Source organism: Actinospica robiniae DSM 44927 (assembly GCF_000504285.1).
GTDB classification, from domain to species: Bacteria; Actinomycetota; Actinomycetes; order Streptomycetales; family Catenulisporaceae; genus Actinospica; species Actinospica robiniae.
On the sequence record NZ_KI632511.1, the window covers coordinates 1,234,437 to 1,252,689 of the forward strand.

Genomic DNA, 18,253 nt, shown 5'->3' on the forward strand with positions numbered 1-18,253 from the left:
CGGCCCGACGTCGTTCAATTCGGGGTCGTATGTGGTCAGGCCAGGTGCCTTGGGGCCGGTTCGGGGGCCGCTATATATGGTATCTGCTCTACCTATTTCGCGGACCGGCCCATCGGCGCCGGAGAACTCCCGGTGGACCAGGGGATTCAGCGGCGCGCCCGCGGAAATCCCATGTTCCCCACGGTTCACCGAGCGTGATGGTTCACCAAGAATCGGCAAAGAAGGCAAAAATCTCAGCCGCTTGGGTAAGGTCTCGGTCTGGATCAGCCTTCGAACGCAAAATCTCCCGCGCCGAGGTATCAAACGGCGAAGCCGGTGACGGGAACACGTTTTCCCATGTTCCCGCCACCGGCCCGGTGTGCGCGCCCGCTGTCAGAACTCGTCGTCGAAGGAGACCGTCCCGCCGACCGCGACCTGGTAGGCCGAGACCCGCCGCTCGAAGAAGTTCGACAGCTCCTGGACGTCCTGCAACTCCATGAACGCGAGCGGATTGGCGGTGCCGTAGCGCGGGGCGAGCCCGAGTTGGGCGAGGCGGCGGTCGGCGACGTGCTCGAGGTAGGCGCGCATGTCGGCCAGCGGCAGCCCGGGCACGCCCGCACCCAGCAGGTCCTCAGCGAACTGCGTCTCGCACTCCACGGCCTCAGCCAGCATCTGCCCGACCTGCTCGGCCATCTCCGCGTCGAACAGGTCCGGCTCCTCCCGGCGCACGGTCTCGACCACGTCGAAGGCGAACGCCATGTGCATCGACTCGTCCCGGAACACCCAGTTCGTCCCCGAAGCCAGGCCGTTGAGCAGCCCGCGGGAGCGCAGGAAGTAGACGTAGGCGAAGGCCCCGTAGAAGAAGAGCCCTTCGATGCACGCGGCGAAGCAGATCAGGTTGAGCAGGAACGCCCGCCGGTCCGCCTTCGTCTCGAGGCTGCGCAGGGCGTGCAGCGAATCGATCCAGCGGAAGCAGAAGTCGGCCTTGCGCCGGATCGAGGGGATGTTCTCCACCGCCGCGAACGCCGCGGCGCGCTCGTCGTCGTCCGGGACGTAGGTGTCGAGCAGGTTCAGGTAGAACTGCACGTGCACGGCCTCTTCGAACAGCTGCCGGGACAGGTACAGCCGCCCCTCGGGGCTGTTGACGTGCTGGTAGAGGTTGAGCACGAGGTTGTTCGCGACGATGGTGTCGCCGGTGGCGAAGAACGCCACCAGCCGCGAGACCAGGTGCCGCTCGGCCGCGGAGAGCCGGCCCAGATCCGTCAGGTCCTCGTGCAGGTCCACCTCCTCCACCGTCCACGTGTTCTTGATCGCGTCGCGGAAGCGGTCGAAGAAGTGCGGGTAGCGCATCGGGCGCAGCGTCAGATCCATGCCCGGGTCGAGCAGCATGTGCGGGGTCTCCTTGAAAGTTGCGGGGGCTGTGTTCGCGTCCACCTCGTCTACGGCGGTCACTGGCAGGCCTCGCAGGCTTCGGGGTTCTCCAGCGAGCACGCGACGGCCGCGTCCACCGGGATCGACTCGATCTCGGGCGCGGCGCCCTGGGCGGCAACCGTCGCCTGCTGGATGCGCGTGGCCGGCCGGGAACGCAGATAATAGGTCGACTTGAGGCCCGACTTCCACGCGTACATGTACATCGAGGAGAGCTTGCCGATGGTCGGAGCCGCCAGGAACAGGTTCAGCGACTGCGACTGGTCCACGAACGGCCCGCGCGCCACCGCCAGGTCGATCAGCGCGCGCTGCGGCAGCTCCCACGCCGTGCGGTACAGCTCCTTTACTTCGTCCGGCAGCACCGGGATCGACTGCACCGACCCCTCCGCACGCTTGATCGCCTCGCGGATCGCCGACGTCCAGAGCCCCAAGTCCTTGAGCTCCTGCACCAGCGCCGTATTGATCTGCAGGAACTCGCCCGACAGCGTCTCGCGCTTGAACAGGTTGGACACCTGCGGCTCGATGCACTCGTAGCACCCTGCGATCGAAGCGATGGTCGCGGTCGGCGCGACGGCGACCAGCAGCGAGTTGCGCAGGCCGGTCGCGGCCACCCGCGCCCGGACGGCCGCCCAACGCTCCCCCAGTTCGGGCGAGGTCGCCACGCCCCACAGGTCCGGCTGAAGCGCGCCCGTCGACGCCCGGGTCTCCGCGTACGCGGGGTGAGCGCCGAAGTCCTCCGCCAGCCCGGCCGAGGTCTCGAGCGCGGTCAGGTAGATCTCCTCGGAGACCAGAGTCGACAGCTCGCGGGCCCGCGCGTCGTCGAACGGCAGACGCAGCGCGAAGAAGACGTCCTGAAGCCCCATCACGCCGAGGCCCACCGGCCGCCAGCGCGGGTTGGAGGCCGCGGTCTGCTCGCTCGGGTAGTAGTTGATGTCGATGACGCGGTCGAGGAACTCAACCGCCGTGCGCACGGTCGCGCGCAACTTCTCCCAGTCGACCCCGTCGCGCGCCTCGGTCAGATGCGCCGCGAGGTTGATCGACCCGAGGTTGCACACGGCCGTCTCGGCGTCGGAGGAGACCTCGATGATCTCGGTGCACAGATTAGACAGGTGCACGGTATTTCCGGGCCGCCCGGTCTGGTTGCAGAGGCGGTTGGCGGCGTCCTTGAAGGTCATCCAGCCGTTGCCGGTCTGCGCGAGCGTGCGCATCATCTTCCCGTACAGCTCGCGCGCGCTCACCTGCCGAACGTACCGCCCCTCGGCCTCGGCCGCCCGGTACGCCGCGTCGAACTCCTCGCCCCACAGATCGGGCAGTTCAGGAACCTGATCCGGATCGATCAGCGACCACAGCCCGTCCTCCTCGACGCGGCGCATGAACTCGTCCGGGATCCAGTTGGCCAGGTTCAGGTTGTGGGTGCGCCGGGCGTCCTCGCCGGTGTTGTCCCGCAACTGCAGGAACTCCTCGATGTCCGGGTGCCACGGCTCGAGGTACACGCAGGCCGCGCCCTTGCGCCGGCCGCCCTGGTTGACCGCCGCCACCGACGCGTCGAGCGTGCGCAGGAACGGCACGATCCCGTTCGACCGGCCGTTGGTGCTCCGGATCAGCGCGCCGCGCGAGCGCACCCGCGAGAACGCGATCCCGATGCCCCCGGCGAACTTCGAGAGCCGCGCGACCTGGTGGTAGCGCGCATAGATGGAGTCCAGCTCGTCACGCGGAGAGTCGACGAGGTAGCAGGAGGACATCTGCGTGTGCCGCGTGCCGGAGTTGAACAGCGTCGGCGAACTCGGCAGGTACGCCAGCGACGACATCAGCCGGTAGAACCCGACCGCCTCCTCCACCGTCCGCGAGAGCCCGCACGACACGCGCAAGAGAAAGAACTGCGGAGTCTCGATGACGTCCCGGGCCACCGGGTGGCGCAGCAGGTAGCGGTCGTAGACGGTCCGCAGCCCGAAGTACTCGAAGCGCAGATCGCCGGCTGCGTCCACCGCCGCATCCAGCTCCTCGGCATGCGCCTTCACGAACGCGGCCGTCTCGTCCCCGATCAGGCCCTCGGCGTGCCCGAGCGCGATCGACGCGCTGAAGCCGTCGGCCCCATGCGCCGCCGCCTCGTCCGCGACGACCTCGGACAGCAGCCGCGCGGCCAGCTTCGAGTACTGCGGCTCCTCCCCGATCAGCTCCGCCGCGCACTGCACCGCGAGCCGGACCGCCTCCGCCCGGTCGGCGCCCTCGTTGAGCCCGCCGAGCGTCTTGCGCACCACCCGCGCCGGATCGACGTCGGGCAGATCCCGCGCCCACCGCGCCACCGCGTCCTCGACCTGCCCGACCCGCCCGGCTTTTTCGATCTGCCCGACCTGCCCGACCGTCACTGCTTGCTCCTCGCGCGTCCGAAGTACGGTCCGCAGCACACGCGGGGCACACGACGAGCGGGTGGAACGGATCAGCGGGCAGCACGAGAAGACGCCCCGTCGGTTCCGACACGCCGTCAGCCGACCCACGCGGCTCCGGACGGCCGCGCCCGGGGACGGACGCGGCACCGCTGGCAGGTCTTCGGACTCGCGGGCACCCGGATCCGGACGAAGCCGGAAAACCCCGGAATCTACTGGCCGTCACTTCCCAGGCTGCGCGTGCGCGACGCGGGCACCCAGTGTGTACGACGGCGGTCGTTCCCACTCACCGCTGCGGGGCAGTCCCGGACTCACACCGGGTTCCCTCTTTCCTCGGCCGCCCCTGAGGATCGGCCGAACCAGCTGCGTCAGACACCATATCTTGTAGCCGCACGAAAGTCACACCCAACATGTCGGGCTCGCCTCAGGATTCGACGACCGTTCCGAGCGTCCGCTCGACTCTCCCCAGCACCCGCTCGATCGTCTCCCGTTCCTCCCCGACGGGCGCCACGTACGCCAAAACCGCGCGCGCCGCCGCCACCCCTAGCGTCCGCGCGATGACCCATGCGGCGAGGTACTGAGACGCGAGACACCCGCCCGCCGTGGCCACGTTCCCGTCGGCGTGGAACGGCTCGTCCAGCACCTTCACATCGCAGGCCTCGACGAACGGCCGGCTCTTCGAATCCGTGCAGACCGGCCTGTCCCCACCGACCAGGCCGAGCCGCGCCAGCACCAGCGCGCCAGAACACTGCGATCCGATCAGCTGGCGTTCCGGATCGAGGCGGAGGGTGCTGATCAACCCGTCGTCCGCCACCACGTCCCGCGTCCTCACCCCGCTGCCGATCAGCACCACGTCCGCGTCGGTAACGAACTCCAGCGGCCGCTGCCCCCGCACCTCGACGCCGTTCATCGACGTCACCACCGGACTCGGCGTCGTGATGAAAGCCGCCAAACCGTCATTTCCGCACCGATTGATCAGAGCGGAGGCGATGAAGCTGTCCAGCTCGTTGAACCCGTCGAAGGTCACCACCGCCACCCGCGTTCCGTCCATGCCGCGAGTCTCGCCCGACCCGAAGCCGCACGTCGCGGGCCAATCGACACCCAGTGGACTTGCCCCGGCAACCGGAGCTCCATACTCCGGCGTCGTCACAGGCGAAGATGACGGGCTTGAACAGCCTTGAACAGGCGAATGGGTGGGGTGGGAGCGGCACATGCACGGGCGCGATGACACATACGTCAACCGGGATCCGGACCTCGACGAGATCGACCCGCCCCTACGTTCCCGCAGCTCAGCCGGCCAGAACCCCCGCCGTGCCGCCCAGTCCAACCGCCCCAACCGCCGCCGCGGCCGTAGCAGCCGTAGCGGCAAGCGCAGGGCGCTAAGATACGTCGGTTTCTCCCTGGCCGGGCTGCTGGTCGCGACCGCGGGCGTGGGCGGCTACGTCTACGTCCACCTCAACGGCAACATCAAGTCCAGTTCGCTGCTCCCCAACGACGTGACGCAGGCCCCGGAGATACCCGACCAGTTCGGCCGCACCGCCATGAACATCCTGCTGCTCGGCAACTCCGCCCGCCTCGACGCCGCGGACTGCCACCTGGGCGGAGCCTGCGACGACACCGAGTCCACCGCGGACACCCTCATGGTCATGCACGTGGCGGCCGACCGCTCGAACATGACGATCATGTCGATCCCCCGCGACTCGATCGTGGACCTGCCCTCCTGCGCCCACGCGACCAGAGGCCTGATGAACGCCGCCCTCAGCGGCGGCCCGTCCTGCGCGGTGCAGGCCGTCAACGACCTCACCGGCCTCACGATCGACCACTTCATCGAGATCGACATGTCCGGCGTGGTCACCATGTCCAACGCCCTCGGCGGCGTGCCGGTCTGCGTGACCAACAACATCTACGACTCGTACTCGCACCTGAAGCTCCCCAAGGGGACGAGCGTCATCCAAGGCCAGCAGGCACTCGCCTGGCTGCGCACCCGCCACGCCTTCCCCGACGAGCGCTACCGCGAGCAGGCCCAGCACATGTTCCTGGCCGCGCTCTTCCGCAAGCTCTCGGCGAACGAGTCCCTCACCCACGTCAGCACGCTGTATTCAGTGGCCGACGCGGCGACCAAGTCGCTGACGGTGGACCCGAAGCTCTCCTCGATCACGAGCCTGCTCTCCCTCGCCCAAGAACTCGGCAAGGTACCCGCGAACCGGATCACCATGCTCTCGGTGCCGACGGACGACTACTCGGGCACCAACGCGGCCTGGAAAGAGCAACTCCAGTTCTCCCAGCCGGCCGCCGACCAGATGTTCGCCGCGATCAAGTCCGACACGTCGTACACGTCCGGGTCGAAGGCGGGCAGCGGCGACGGAACTGGCAGCGGGAGCGGAAGCGGCAGCGGTAAGGCAGGAGCTTCCGCGACGGCGTCCTCAGCGGGCGGCGCGTCCACCAGCGGCCCGAACGCCGCCAACGTCGTCACGTCCACCGTCCACGCAGTGGTGGAGAACGGCAGCGGCCAGAACGGCCGAGCCGGTGCCATCGCCCAGGTACTCGTGAGCGCCGGCTTCACCAGCGCCAACATCATCCCCCAAACCGCCGCCGTGCGCGCCACCACGGCTCTGTACTACCCCTCCAACCGCGCCGACTCCGCCGCCGCAGTCGCCCAAGCACTCGGCATACCGAGCTCGTCGATGCACGAATCAGCGGACTACACCCAGGTCACCGTGGTGATCGGCCAGGACTGGAAGACCGGGGACATGTTCAGCACGGCCACGTCGTCAGGAGGCGCAGGCGGCAGCTCCACCGCCGTAGCGTCCTCCGCACCGCTGAGCTCGCACGAGACGAACGCCGGCGACAGCAACGCATGCATGGCGGTCCAGAAGCCTGAGTGGTGATCGGACGGGGCGGCGGGCTGAGGCGGGACGGGACGGGACGGATGCAAGGGCGTTGATTGACACGCGGCGCCCCTGCTCCGTTCCCGCGACATCGCAACCCCGTTACCCCGTTACCCCGCTACGCCTTAGCCGCGACTCGCGCCTCCTCGCACAACCAACCGCACTGCCCGCTCCGCTGCAAGGCCGTGTCACTGCGTCGCAGCGTCTCCCCGTCATCCCGCATTCCACGTCGTCCCGTCGCCCCGCATGCCTTCTCCCCACCCTGTCTCCATGTCGACGGCGTCCCGCACGACGCTGATCTCACCACTCCACGGTACGCATCCACCCATCCCCAAAATGCGTATCGCCCTGTCCCGGTGCTTGCGCACCGGGACAGGGCGATTACTGGGCAGCAGCGCCGGGCTAACGGACCAGCGCTATCGCGCCGCTCCGCCACCCTGCTCTCGCTCAGCCCGCTCCGAAACTTAGGCGTCTCTCGGCGTCCCTCGCTCAGTCGCTCCCTGGCTCGAGCATTCCCTGACTAAGCCGGCCCTCGCTTGGCCGTTCCCTCGGCTAGCCGATCCCTCGCCAAGCCGCCGGGCTTCCCTAGCCGCTGGGCATTCCTGGCCGCTGGGGGGCCTGCCAAGCCGCCGGGCTTCCCTCGCCGACAGCCCTGCCAAACCGCGGACCGGTCCCCCAAGCCGCCATTCCATTGCCTAGTCGCCTAGTCGTTCCCCGCCTCCATCGCCGCGCGGTCGAGCAGCTCGTCCTCCGGCACCGCTCCCACCGTCGCGATCTCCTCGGCGCCGCCTTCCGCCATCGCGCCGATCAGACCCGTCGGGCCGACCTGCACCTCGCCGGCCTGCGCGGGCGCCAGTGCGCCGACGGGCCGGCCTGCGGCCTGGTGCGTGCCGGTGAGCGCGGCCTGGGCGGTACCGACCATGCCGAGCGCGGAGTACTGCTCGAGCTTGGCGCGGGAGTCGGCGATGTCCAGGTTGCGCATCGTCAGCTGGCCGATGCGGTCGACCGGACCGAACGCGGCCTCCTCGACCCGCTCCATCGACAGCTTCTCCGGGTGGTAGCTGAAAGCCGGTCCGGAGGTGTCAAGGATCGAATAGTCCTCGCCGCGGCGCAGACGCAGCGTGACCTGGCCGGTGACGGCCATGCCGACCCAGCGCTGCAGCGACTCGCGCAGCATCAGCGACTGCGGGTCCAGCCACCTGCCCTCGTACATGAGCCGGCCGAGCCGGCGGCCCTCGTTGTGGTAGCTGGCCACCGTGTCCTCGTTGTGGATCGCGTTGACCAGACGCTCGTAAGCCGCGTGCAGCAGCGCCATGCCGGGAGCCTCGTAGATGCCGCGGCTCTTGGCCTCGATGATCCGGTTCTCGATCTGGTCGGACATGCCGAGGCCGTGCCGCCCGCCGATCTCGTTGGCCCGCTTGACCAGGTCGACCGCGGTGGCGAAGGACTCGCCGTTGATCGCGACCGGTCGGCCCTGCTCGAAGGAGATGGTGACGTCCTCGGCCTCGATCTGCACGGACGCGTCCCAGAAGCGCACGCCCATGATCGGCTCGACGATCTCGATGCCGTTGTCGAGGTGCTCGAGCGACTTGGCCTCGTGCGTCGCGCCCCAGATGTTGGCGTCGGTGGAGTACGCCTTCTCCTTGCTGGCGCGGTAGGGCAGCTTGCGCGCCACCAGCCACTCGGACATCTCCGTGCGGCCGCCGAGCTCGCTGACGAAGTCGGCGTCGAGCCAGGGCTTGTAGATGCGCAGCGACGGGTTGGCGAGCAGGCCGTAGCGGTAGAACCGCTCGATGTCGTTGCCCTTGTAGGTCGAGCCGTCGCCCCAGATCTGGACGGCGTCCTCGAGCATCGCGCGCACCAGCATCGTGCCGGTGACGGCGCGGCCGAGAGGCGTCGTGTTGAAGTAGGTGCGGCCGCCCGAGCGGATGTGGAAGGCACCGCAGGCGAGTGCGGCGAGCCCTTCCTCCACCAGGGCCGCGCGGCAGTCGACCAGCCGAGCGATCTCGGCGCCGTATTCCTCGGCGCGGCCGGGGACGGAGTCGATATCGGTCTCGTCATACTGACCGATGTCGGCGGTATACGCGCAGGGCACGGCGCCCTTCTCGCGCATCCACGCGACCGCTACGGAAGTATCGAGGCCGCCGGAGAAGGCGATGCCGACGCGTTCGCCGACGGGCAGGGAGGTGAGTACCTTGGACACATCGATATTATATGTGTCCCAGTGCACAAACATGCAAGCCGTCTCGCATCCCGGGCGTGTCGCGGATACGCCAGGGCCGTGACGTGGACGCGAGCGGGCCACCGGCTCCCGGCATCCCGCCCATCGATCTTCGGGCTCGGCCCCGGCACGAGAACCGGAGAGGACCGCCCGGGAATATCGTGCGACGCCCCGGGTGTTGATCGCTGACGGGCTGTCGCCGGTCGCGGCAAGTGCGCAACCCCGGCCGGGTCGTCGACTCGGTCGAAGCCTCGCCGCCAGCCGTCCGGGAAGCGAATAGTGCCATGAAGTACTCCCTGCTCGACGTCGCCGCAGTGGCGCCGGAAGAGACCCCCACCGACGCCTTGCACGGCGCCGTCCCCCTCGCCCGGGCCGCGGAGACGTCGGGGTTCAACCGCGTCTGGTACGCCGAGCACCACAACATGCCGCAGATCGCCTCCGCCGCCACCAGCGTCGTCATCGCACACGTGGCCGCGCACACCGAGCACATCCGGCTCGGCGCCGGCGGCGTCATGCTGCCCAACCACTCCCCGCTCGTGATCGCCGAGCAGTTCGGCACCCTCGCCGCGCTGCACCCGGGCAGGATCGACCTGGGCCTGGGCCGCGCCCCGGGCTCGGACCAGAACACCATGCGTGCCCTGCGACGCACGCCGCAGTCAGCAGACTCCTTCCCCGACGACGTCCTCGAACTGCAGGGCTACCTCAACGGCGAAACGCGCGTGCACGGCGTGAACGCCACACCCGGCAACGGCTCGCGCGTCCCGCTCTACATCCTCGGCTCCTCCCTGTTCGGCGCCCAACTCGCCGCAGCCCTCGGCCTGCCCTACGCGTTCGCCTCGCATTTCGCCCCGGCCGCCCTCGAAGCCGCGCTGCAGCGGTACCGCGCAGAATTCCGCCCCTCCGAGGACCACCCGAAGCCCTACGTCATCGCAGCCGCGAACGTGATCGCCTCGCCAGACGAGCAAGACGCCCACGAGCAGCACCAAGCCGCCCTCCGCTGGCGCGCAAGGCGCTTCCTCGTGCGCGGCCGCGACCTGACCGACCAGGAACTCGACTCCCTCCTCGACTCCCCCATGGGCTACGAGGTGAAGTCGATGATGCGCCACACCGCCGTCGGCACCCCCGAGCAGGTGCAGAAGCAGCTCTCGACCTTCGCCGAGCACACCCGCGCCGACGAGCTGATGCTCGCCCCCGCCTCGATCCGCCGCGAAGACCGCCTCCAGACCGTCGAACTCATCCCCGCCCCGACCGACTGACGCAGAGGCCGAACGAGCCGGCCCCCGCCCGCGTCTTTCCCTCCCGACCGACCCGGCCTCCGCAGCTCGAAGCCGTGCGCGGGCGCCGGATAGCGGAAGGAAGGAAGATCGACTGACGTGTGGTAAGGTTTTCTCACGTCAAGGGCGATTGGCTCAGCGGGAGAGCGCTTCCTTCACACGGAAGAGGTCACTGGTTCGATCCCAGTATCGCCCACCAGCATTACTGCAGTTCAGAGGCCATGATAACCGTCAAAGTTATCATGGCCTTTATGCTTTCTGCTCCCCGTTTTCACCGCTCCCCGCGCTCCCCGGGGAGCAGGGCGGGGAGCAGACCAGATAAGTGCTCACCTGCGGCTTCGCGTCGTCAGTTTTGCCAGTCGGATTCTGTTCAACCGTCCTCAACTGACCGGGCTGCGTGATCCGCGCACCGGAGGAACTCGGTCGTCACCCGCGATGCGGAGCCGTGGACCGTCTGGGTCCTCTGCACAGCGTCGGAAAATCCTTCATTCGCTGATGATTCGCCAGCAAGGTATGGGGTGAACTCTTCCGCGTTGGTCGCCGCGACGCGTTCCGGCGTGACGTCTCGGCACGTCGGGCGGGACGGCAATTAGGTCAGTGGATTTCTATCGCGTCTCGTGATGCAATCTTCGCGGCGATAGCGGGTTTGCAGTTAGGTGCCAGTTGGGCGCAGTTGATCGATCGGCCACTGTCGGCGATGCCTGCCCTCACACGGGCACCTGGCCCAACGGGCGGCAACTACCGTCCAAGTGCCGCCAACAGTGGCCCAACGGGCCGGAACGGGGCTTCTGCGCGGCCTGGCTGCGTGAGCGTTCCATGGTGACGGCGTGACGGCGTGACGGACCCAAGGCCTTCGCAAGAAGCTGAGTTGTTCTAGACGTCCGCTTTGGTGAGGTGGAGTAGAGCGGGGATGAGGTGGGGGTTGCGGGCGTGTTTGCGCAGGCCGGAGGCTATGTTGGTCCATCCGGCCAGGCGCAGGGCGCTGATGGCGAGGTTGCGCAGGCCGGCCAGGGCGCGTGGGAGGTTACCGGTGGAGGCACGGCGCGCGTCTTCGCGCAAGGCGACGTCGCGCACATAATGGACTTGGTTCTCGATCGCCCAGTGGGCACGGACGTACCCGGCTATCTTCGCCGCTCCCGCGCGGAGCGGCGGGAGGCTGGTGACGATGTAGACCACTTCCTTCGCGACGGGCAGCCCGCTGTCCAGGTCGCAGGTGTACCGGGTGATGGGCCAACGGGCGACCCATTGTCGCTGAACCACTCCACGCCTACGGGCAATCCAGGGCGGCAATCGTGCAGATCGGGCGTTTCCCCGGAGGTGTGAACACCCGGGCACTAGATCTTGAGGATCTGGGAGAACGGAGTCCCTGTGGGGATGAAGCACTACCCGCCGCAGTTCAAGGCCGATGCGGTGGCGCTGTATCGCTCGAGGCCGGGCGCTTCCGCGGCCCAGGTCGCACGCGATCTGGGCATCTACCGGGCGACGCTGCTCTCCTGGATCAATGCGGCCGGCGAGCCGGACGAACGCGCTCACGGCAGTGCCGGTGATGCCGGGACATCGGCCGGCTCGTCGGTCCAGGCGGAGAACCGGGCGCTGCGCCGGAGGGTGGCCGAACTCAAGGAGGAACGCGAGATCCTGCGCCGGGCGGCAAAGTATTTCGCGGGCGAGACGAAGTGGTGAGCAGCCGATTCCAGTTCGTCGCCGACCACCGCAGCGCCTACGGCGTCAAACGGCTGTGCCAGGTCCTCGGCGTCTCCCGGCCCCCGGTGGCAGAACGCCGCCGAGACCAGAGCCGCGAAGGCGGCCGCGGACGCTGTATTGGCCGAGCGGATACGTGCGATCCACACCGCCTCGGCCCGTTCATAGGTCCTTTTCGTGCCGCGATCGTGCCCGTGCCCGTGCCCGAGCAGGTGGACGTGTCCGCCTGCGCGGCCGGTACGGCGACGATGGACGGCGTGGCCGCAGAGCCGACCGCAAGGACCGCCGCAGCGCGCGCGGCGGAGTCTTCGAGTCATTGCTTTGAGCGAGGAGCGAAGCCGGGTGGGTGGGCGAGCCCGGTTCCACAAGCGGTTCCATCGCTCGGGACCATGCCGGAACCTTGCCCGCGACTCAAGTGCCAGCCGGGTCGACCAAGCGGCCGGGGACCGCAGGACTCACGGGACAGCGCAGGTCAAAACCCTGACCGAGTCAGCCGTCGGAAGGCCGCGAAGGCTCAATCTACTGAAACTTACACATGGCAGCACCATGCTGCGATAAGAGTCGGAAACTTCTGCCCACCCATCGAGTGTCCGCCTGCGCTTCGGCGTTCTGGCCACGCAGGGGGATAGTGCGCCGCTGCCTCGGAAGTGAGCACCATGGAGTGAGTTGACCTCGCGCGGCGCGCGCCTGAAAGTGTCAGAATAGATCTGATTTATTAGCCGACCATCCTGAAGCCATCTGCAGTGCAGCCTGAGCAATCGGCCGCCCTGAGCGCTGCATGCGTCGACGATAAGTCATACCCATGAGGAGAATCCATGCCCGTGCACCACTGGCGCCGCACGCTCAGCGCCGCTCTGACAGTGGGCCTGGCCCCGCTGCTGCTCGTCTCAGGCACCCTCACCCAACCCGCAGCCGCCGCCACCGGCACGACCGCCTGGCAGAACGGCTCCTTCGCACTGAACACCGGCGCGGTGGTCTCGCGCTCCGATGTCGTGCTCGGCAAGGCGAATACCTCGAGCACTCAGTTCCTCCCGCTGGGCAACGGCTCGCTCGGGGTCTCGGCTTGGGCCGCGGGCGGCTTCACCGCTCAGCTCAACCGCAGCGACACCATGCCCAGCCGCCTCTCCCCCGGCCAGGTCGTCATCCCCGGCCTGTCGGCGATGACCTCCGCGTCGAACTTCTCGGGCATCCTCGACCTCTACGACGGCGTGCTCGTCGAAGCCGGAGGCGGTATGACCCTGCGCGCCTGGGTGCCCGCGGGCAAGGACGAGCTGATCGTCGACGTCACCGGGGCGAACCCGAGCACCCGGCAGACCGCGACGCTGGGTCTGTGGAGCGGCCGCGGCCCGTCCGCCGCCGCCTCCGGTGCGGTGGGCACGCTCTCTCAGACCTGGGTCGACAATTCCCAGACCGGCTCGTCCGGACAGACCTTCGGCGCGATGTCAGCCATCACCGCCGGCGGCCAGAACGTCACCGCCTCCGTCACCAGTTCCACGCAGGTCCAGGTCGCCTTCAACCCGAACAGCAACGGCTCCTTCCGCGTGGTCGTCGCCGCACCGAAGTGGACCGGCGGTAACGCGGCCAGTACCGCCACCAGCCTGATCGGCTCCGACGCCACTGCGACCAGCGCCTCCCTGCTGGCCGGCCAGACCACGTGGTGGAACTCCTACTGGGCGAACAGCGACCTGGTCGAAGCCTCCTCATCGGACGGCTCCGCTCAGTACATGGAGAACCTGCGCACGCTCTACCTCTACTTCGAGGCCGGATTGATGCACACGGGGACCTACCCCGGTTCCCAGGCGGGCCTCGCGGACCTTTACGCCTTCGACAAGGACCAGCAGGACTGGTACCCGGCCGGCTATTGGCTGTGGAACCTGCGCGGGCAGATCTCCGCGAACCTCTCGTCCGGCAACTTCGCGCTGAACCTGCCGATCTTCGACATGTACCTCAACGACCTGCCCGCCATCGAATCGTGGACCGGCGCGCAGATGAGCGGCAAACCGGGCGCCTGTGTGCCGGAGACCATGCGGTTCAATGGAAACGGCTACTACAACGGCGGCGGCATCACCAACGACGCCTCGTGCGCCACAGCCTCCAGCCCCGGCTTCAACGCCGAGACGATCACCAGCGGCGCCGAGATCGCCCTCTGGATCTGGCAGCAGTACCAGGACACCGGCAGCATCAGCTTCCTGCAGAAGTACTACCCCGTCCTCGAGCAGACCGCGATATTCCTGCTGAGCTGGCAGTCCGTCGGTTCCGACGGCAAACTGCATGCGGTCGCCAACGCCCACGAAACCCAGTGGGCCGTGCAGGATCCGACCACCGACATCGCCGCCGACCAGGCGCTGTTCCCGGCCGTCGTGAGCGCCGCCACCCTGCTCGGCACCGACTCCTCCCTGGTCGCCCAGCTCAAGACCGCCGAAGGGCAGATCGAACCCTACGCCCGCACCGACGCCGGCTCGCACAGCCAACTGCTGACGAGCTCGTCCGACTCCGCGGGCACCGACGTCATCGGCAACTCGTACCAGCCGACCGCGGCCACCCACAATGTCGAGAACCTCGGCCTGGAGCCGGTCTGGCCCTATGGCGTCATCGGCGACTCGACCACCGTCGGCGGCGACAACCTGACAGCGCTGGTGGACCGCACCTACAACTCCCGGCAGTACGTCAATAACCCGGACTGGACCTATGACTCCGTCGACGCCGCCCGCCTCGACATGGGCTCCCAGGTCGCTTCCGATCTGGCGGCGAGCACCGAGAGCTACCAGGTCTACCCCTCCGGCCTGGCCGCATGGAACCCGTCCCAGGTCGACGAGCCCTATATCGAGCAGGACGCGAACGTCGCCGTCACCCTGGACGAAGCTCTGGCCACCGACTACGACGGCACCGTGCGCTTCGCGCCCGCATGGCCGTCCAGCTGGAGCGGAGCAGGCAGCGTACAGATCCAGGGCGGTTCGAAGGCCGACGTCCAAGTCCAAAACGGCCTCGTCACCACCGCCGCCATCCAGGCGGCCGCGACCAGCACCCTGACCGTCCGCAACCCGTGGGCCGGCCAGCAGGCGGAAGTGGTCAACGGCGCGAGCGGCGCAGTCGTCGTCAGTGCCACGTCGGCCTCGACTTTCACCGTCCCGGTGACAGCCGGATCCTCCTACCTGGTCGAAGAGGTCTCCAATCCCACCACCGCACTGCCCTTCGCCGCGGTCGGCGGAAGCGAACCCACCGCTGCCAAACACCTGGGCGGCAAGGTGCAGATCGGCCTCGACGGCAACCCTCCGCCGATCCTCGGCGGCACCGGCAGCGGCGGCAACACCGTGACCGTGAACAGTCCCGGCAACCAGACCTCGACGGTTGGCACGTCTATCAGCGGCCTGCAGATCTCCGCCTCGGACTCCGCCTCCGGGCAGACGCTGACCTACACCGCCACCGGCCTGCCGGCCGGACTGTCCGTCAGTGCCTCCGGTCTGATCACCGGCACGCCCACCGCGGCGGGAACCTCCACGGTCACCGTCAGCGCGACCGATTCCACCGGCGCCGGCGGATCAGCCACCTTCACCTGGACCGTCAGCGGCGCGACCGGCGGGGGCAGCACCGGCGCACTGCATGCGGTGGGCGCGGGCAAGTGCCTGGACGACCCGAACTCGACCACGACGCAGGGAACGCAGCAGCAGATTTATGACTGCAACGGCCAGGCCAACCAGACCTGGACCCACAGCTCCGCCGGAGCGTTGAGCCTCAGTCTCTCCGGCACCACCCTCTGCTTGGACGCCAACGGTGCGGGTACCACTGCCGGCACCAAGGTGATCCTGTGGTCGTGCAACGGCCAGAGCAACCAGCAGTGGACCTTCAACTCCAACGGCACCATCACGGGCGTCCAATCAGGCCTCTGCCTGGACGTCACCGGCGCGGGCACCACCGACGGCGCACTCGTCGAACTGTGGACCTGCACCGGCGGATCCAACCAGCAGTGGAGCCTCGGATAACCCACGGTCCGTCCTGCCCGGCCGGTGCCCAGCATCGGCCGGGCGGGTGCGGAACGCCAGGCTTGTGCGCAACACCTGGCGGCAGCCGAACATCCATGCTCATTTACTGAAGGGCTATGGCCGTCCAGGACACCGCCGGCAGTTCGATAGTGAGCACGCCGTCGGCGAGCGTCGCGCTCTTGTTGGCGGATGGGGTCACCCGGTGTTGATCGGTGAGCGTGTTCTTCGCGTACACATCCGAATCGGCAAGGGTGACCGCTTCGACGATGCGCTTCGACCCGAGGCTGCGCACGTCGATTGTGATCTGTGCCGCCTCCGTCTGGTCGCGGTTGACGAGGAAGAGCGCGGCCCGGTTCTCGTCCACGGTCGCGACGGCGTCGATGACGGAGGCCTCGCCGTGGCGCGCGGTGTCGTAGCTCGGCGCCTGGATGACGGGCCGGATCACCTCGCCCGAGGCGAGCCGGCTCGTGATCGAGAACGGGTAGAACGTCGTCTGCCGCCAGGCCGGGCCGCCGGGCTCGGTCATGATCGGCGCGATCACGTTGACGAGTTGGGCGAGCGAGGCCGAGGTGACGCGGTCGCTGCGCTTGAGCAGCGTCATCAGTAGGTTGCCGACGACGACGGCGTCCGCGACCGAGTAGACGTCCTCGAGCTTGCGCGGGGCGGAGGGCCATCCGCCGTCATCGCCGGGCTGCTCGGACTCCATGTGCTCCTTGAGGTACCAGATGTTCCACTCGTCGAAGGAGATGTTGATCTTCTTGTTCGAGCGTTTCTTGTACCCGACATGGTCGGCGGTCGCCACGACGGTGTCGATGAAGAAGTCCATGTCGAGCGCCGAGGCGAGGAAGGAGCCGAGGTCGCCGCCGTGCTCCTGGTAGTAGGCGTGGCAGGAGATGTAGTCGACGTGATCGTAGCTGTGCTCGAGTACCGTGCGCTCCCAGTCGCCGAAGGTCGGCATGCCGGAGCCGGAGGAGCCGCAGACGACGAGTTCGAGATCTTTATCAGCCATCTTCATCGCGGCGGCGGTGCGGGCGGCGAGCCTGCCGTAGTCCTCGGCCGTCATGAACCCGGTCTGCCACGGGCCGTCCATCTCGTTGCCCAGGCACCACATGCGCACGTTGTGCGGGTCCGGAGTGCCGTTGGCGATGCGCAGGTCCGAGAGCGCCGTGCCGGACGGGTGGTTGGCGTACTCGAGCAGATCGAGCGCGGGCAGGATGCCCCTGGTGGCGATGTTGACCGCAAGCATCAGCTCGGAGTCGGTGAGCTTGAGCCACCTGGCGAACTCGTCCAGCCCGACCTGGTTCGACTCGAGCGAGTGCCAGGCGAGGTCGCGGCGCACCGGGCGCTTCTCGCGCGGGCCGACCGAGTCCTCCCAGCGGAAGCCGGAGACGAAGTTGCCGCCGGGGTAGCGGACGGTCGTACTGCCGAGCTCTTTGACGAGCTCGACGACGTCCACGCGGAACCCGTCCTCGTTCGCGCTCAGGTGTCCCGGCTCGTAGAGCCCGTTGTACACGCAGCGGCCGAGGTGCTCGACGAACGAGCCGAAGGTGCGGCGCCGGACAGGGGCGATGACGGCGCGTCGGTCGAGTGCGATGTGGGCGCGGGGCAACGTACTGGTCCTTCCTCACGGGGTTGGCGAGCTCTGCTGGGCGCAGGGCGCCGGGTTCAGCGGCTGGCCCAGAGCAGTCCGCGTTCGACGATGGTGCGGATCTCGGGTATCTCCAGCGTCGGCGCATAGTGGCCGGGGGCGCACCCGAAGACACGGCCGGCTCCCCATCTACGGGTCCAGATCGCCGGGACCGTCACCGGGTCGGACCACGGGTCGCCGGCACGGGCCGGAATCGTCGTGGTGGCCAGCACGTCGTTGTAGGCGTCGGACAGCACCCAGAACTGGTTGTCCACGACCGCGACCTGCGCGGGCAGGTCCGCGATGATCTCTCGATCGCGGGAGGCCTGGTCGCATGCGATGGAGTGCCGGTGGATATTGCTCGACTGGGCGACGTATCGGGCGCCGGTGAGCTGGAGATACGTCGGGGAGTTGCCGAAGGAGTCGACGATGCCTTTGTGCCAGCCGACGTATCCGGCTCCGGCCTCGACCGCGTCGCGCAGGCCGGCGATCTGGTCATATGTGGGTGAGCCCGTGGTCCAGCACTGGACGATGAGATCCGTCCTGGCCATGAGCACGGCGTGGGTGAAGACGTCGAGGTCGTTCGACACCGCCACGACGTAACCGTGGCCTTGGAGGAACGCGATAAGGCTCCCGGCAACCCTGGCCGGGGCGTAGCCCTTCCAGCCTCCGCGCACGACGAGCACACGCTTGGGGACCGGGGACATCGCTTCTCCCATATCTTGCGCAACTCTGAGGCCGGCTGCGGTCGGGCGCGAAGGTGGCTCGCGCAGG

General features: G+C 68.2%; 11 protein-coding genes, 1 tRNA gene and 1 riboswitch. Of the genes, 5 read left to right on the top strand and 7 right to left on the bottom strand.

Translation table 11 applies throughout. The features are described from left to right. Positions 1–372 precede the first annotated feature (372 nt). The 3 genes from ACTRO_RS05325 to ACTRO_RS05335 form a co-directional block, all read right to left on the bottom strand. Positions 373–1,368, bottom strand: coding sequence for a ribonucleotide-diphosphate reductase subunit beta (locus ACTRO_RS05325; protein WP_034273231.1), 996 nt, complete (start codon positions 1,366–1,368; stop codon positions 373–375). Positions 1,369–1,427: 59 nt separating this feature from the next. After that, complete coding sequence (locus tag ACTRO_RS05330; RefSeq protein WP_051450351.1) at positions 1,428–3,773, bottom strand: ribonucleoside-diphosphate reductase subunit alpha; 2,346 nt, start codon at positions 3,771–3,773, stop codon at positions 1,428–1,430. Between the two features lie 155 nt (positions 3,774–3,928). Beyond that, positions 3,929–4,170, bottom strand: a riboswitch (cobalamin riboswitch). Between the two features lie 45 nt (positions 4,171–4,215). Next, positions 4,216–4,842, bottom strand: coding sequence for a DJ-1/PfpI family protein (locus ACTRO_RS05335; protein WP_034261567.1), 627 nt, complete (start codon positions 4,840–4,842; stop codon positions 4,216–4,218). 160 nt (positions 4,843–5,002) lie between these two features. On the opposite strand from ACTRO_RS05335, the gene ACTRO_RS05340 reads away from it, so the two are divergent. Beyond that, on the top strand, positions 5,003–6,679 hold the full coding sequence (locus tag ACTRO_RS05340) for an LCP family protein (protein WP_051450352.1): 1,677 nt from the start codon (positions 5,003–5,005) through the stop codon (positions 6,677–6,679). Between the two features lie 703 nt (positions 6,680–7,382). Here ACTRO_RS05340 and argG read toward each other — a convergent pair. After that, a complete protein-coding gene (gene argG / locus ACTRO_RS05345; protein WP_034261569.1) occupies positions 7,383–8,882 on the bottom strand; it encodes an argininosuccinate synthase in 1,500 nt (499 codons plus the stop codon). Between the two features lie 302 nt (positions 8,883–9,184). On the opposite strand from argG, the gene ACTRO_RS05350 reads away from it, so the two are divergent. Continuing rightward, positions 9,185–10,156 (top strand): LLM class flavin-dependent oxidoreductase, encoded by a 972-nt coding sequence (locus ACTRO_RS05350; RefSeq protein WP_034261571.1) that lies wholly within the window; start codon positions 9,185–9,187, stop codon positions 10,154–10,156. A 142-nt stretch (positions 10,157–10,298) separates the two neighbouring features. Continuing rightward, positions 10,299–10,373: transfer RNA gene (locus tag ACTRO_RS05355), tRNA-Val, on the top strand. 674 nt (positions 10,374–11,047) lie between these two features. Here ACTRO_RS05355 and ACTRO_RS05360 read toward each other — a convergent pair. After that, a complete protein-coding gene (locus tag ACTRO_RS05360; RefSeq protein WP_051450353.1) occupies positions 11,048–11,434 on the bottom strand; it encodes a DDE transposase family protein in 387 nt (128 codons plus the stop codon). Between the two features lie 114 nt (positions 11,435–11,548). On the opposite strand from ACTRO_RS05360, the gene ACTRO_RS05365 reads away from it, so the two are divergent. Continuing rightward, a complete protein-coding gene (locus ACTRO_RS05365) occupies positions 11,549–11,854 on the top strand; it encodes a transposase (RefSeq protein ID WP_084315985.1) in 306 nt (101 codons plus the stop codon). An 833-nt stretch (positions 11,855–12,687) separates the two neighbouring features. Continuing rightward, entirely contained in the window at positions 12,688–15,852 is a 3,165-nt protein-coding gene (locus ACTRO_RS05370) for a ricin-type beta-trefoil lectin domain protein (RefSeq protein WP_051450354.1), read from the top strand. A gap of 103 nt (positions 15,853–15,955) precedes the next feature. Here the strand turns inward: ACTRO_RS05370 and arfA are convergent, their stop codons facing one another. Beyond that, positions 15,956–17,461 (bottom strand): arabinosylfuranosidase ArfA, encoded by a 1,506-nt coding sequence (gene arfA, locus ACTRO_RS05375; RefSeq protein ID WP_034261575.1) that lies wholly within the window; start codon positions 17,459–17,461, stop codon positions 15,956–15,958. Between the two features lie 56 nt (positions 17,462–17,517). After that, a complete protein-coding gene (locus tag ACTRO_RS05380; protein ID WP_034261577.1) occupies positions 17,518–18,186 on the bottom strand; it encodes a ThuA domain-containing protein in 669 nt (222 codons plus the stop codon). Positions 18,187–18,253 lie beyond the last annotated feature (67 nt).

Coding starts and splice junctions, on each gene's coding strand:
- ACTRO_RS05325 (WP_034273231.1), bottom strand. CDS start 1,368: ATGCTGCTCGACCCGGGCATGGATCTGACGCTGCGCCCGATGCGCTAC.
- ACTRO_RS05335 (WP_034261567.1), bottom strand. CDS start 4,842: ATGGACGGAACGCGGGTGGCGGTGGTGACCTTCGACGGGTTCAACGAG.
- ACTRO_RS05340 (WP_051450352.1), top strand. CDS start 5,003: ATGCACGGGCGCGATGACACATACGTCAACCGGGATCCGGACCTCGAC.
- ACTRO_RS05350 (WP_034261571.1), top strand. CDS start 9,185: ATGAAGTACTCCCTGCTCGACGTCGCCGCAGTGGCGCCGGAAGAGACC.
- ACTRO_RS05365 (WP_084315985.1), top strand. CDS start 11,549: ATGAAGCACTACCCGCCGCAGTTCAAGGCCGATGCGGTGGCGCTGTAT.
- ACTRO_RS05370 (WP_051450354.1), top strand. CDS start 12,688: ATGCCCGTGCACCACTGGCGCCGCACGCTCAGCGCCGCTCTGACAGTG.
- ACTRO_RS05380 (WP_034261577.1), bottom strand. CDS start 18,186: ATGTCCCCGGTCCCCAAGCGTGTGCTCGTCGTGCGCGGAGGCTGGAAG.